The following is a 1,139-nucleotide window of genomic DNA, read 5'->3' on the forward strand; positions in this document are numbered from 1 at the left end:
CCCTCGCGGATGGCGAAGCGCAGCTTCTCTTCCATGGCCACCGGCACGATCAGCACGACGTCCATGGTCACGTTGTCGCCGGGCATCACCATCTCGGTGCCCTCTGGCAGCGTGCAGATGCCGGTCACGTCCGTGGTGCGGAAGTAGAACTGCGGGCGGTAGTTGGTGAAGAACGGCGTGTGGCGGCCGCCCTCCTCCTTGGTCAGGATGTAGGCCTCGGCCTTGAACTTGGCGTGCGGCTTCACCGAACCCGGCTTGCACACGACCTGGCCGCGCTCCACGTCCTCGCGCTTGGTGCCGCGCAGCAGCACGCCGACGTTGTCGCCGGCCTGGCCCTGGTCGAGCAGCTTGCGGAACATCTCGACGCCCGTGACCGTCGTGGTCTGGGTGTCGCGGATGCCGACGATCTCGACGGTCTCGCCGACCTTGACGATGCCGCGCTCGACGCGACCCGTCACCACCGTGCCGCGGCCCGAGATCGAGAACACGTCCTCGATCGGCATCAGGAACGGCATGTCGATCGGACGCTCCGGCTGCGGGATGTACGCGTCCACCGTCGCCATCAGCGCCAGAACGGCGTCGTGGCCGATCGCCTTGTCGCCGTTGTCGAGCGCGACCTTGGCCGAGCCCTTGGTGATCGGGATGTCGTCGCCGGGGAAGTCGTACTTCGAGAGGAGTTCGCGCACCTCCATCTCGACGAGCTCGAGCAGCTCCTCGTCGTCGACGAGGTCGACCTTGTTGAGGAACACCACCAGGGCCGGCACGCCGACCTGACGGGCGAGCAGGATGTGCTCGCGGGTCTGCGGCATCGGGCCGTCGGCGGCCGAGACCACCAGGATCGCGCCGTCCATCTGGGCGGCGCCGGTGATCATGTTCTTCACGTAGTCGGCGTGGCCGGGGCAGTCGACGTGGGCGTAGTGGCGGTTCGTGGTCTCGTACTCGACGTGAGCCGTCGAGATCGTGATGCCGCGCGCCTTCTCCTCGGGGGCCTTGTCGATCTGGTCGTAGGCCGTGAAGGTCGCCCCACCCGACTCCGCCAGCACCTTCGTGATCGCCGCCGTCAGCGACGTCTTGCCGTGGTCGACGTGGCCGATCGTGCCGATGTTGCAATGCGGCTTGTTACGGGAGAACTTTTCCTT

At 66.9% G+C, this 1,139-nt stretch carries 1 protein-coding gene; it reads right to left on the bottom strand.

Annotated features, from left to right (window positions below):
• Positions 1–1,139: elongation factor Tu (gene tuf / locus LW587_RS23900; RefSeq protein WP_232632057.1), on the bottom strand; the 1,139-nt coding region annotated here is incomplete at both ends.

It is taken from the genome of Methylobacterium sp. Leaf118, from assembly GCF_920984675.1.
Taxonomy (GTDB): Bacteria; Pseudomonadota; Alphaproteobacteria; order Rhizobiales; family Beijerinckiaceae; genus Methylobacterium.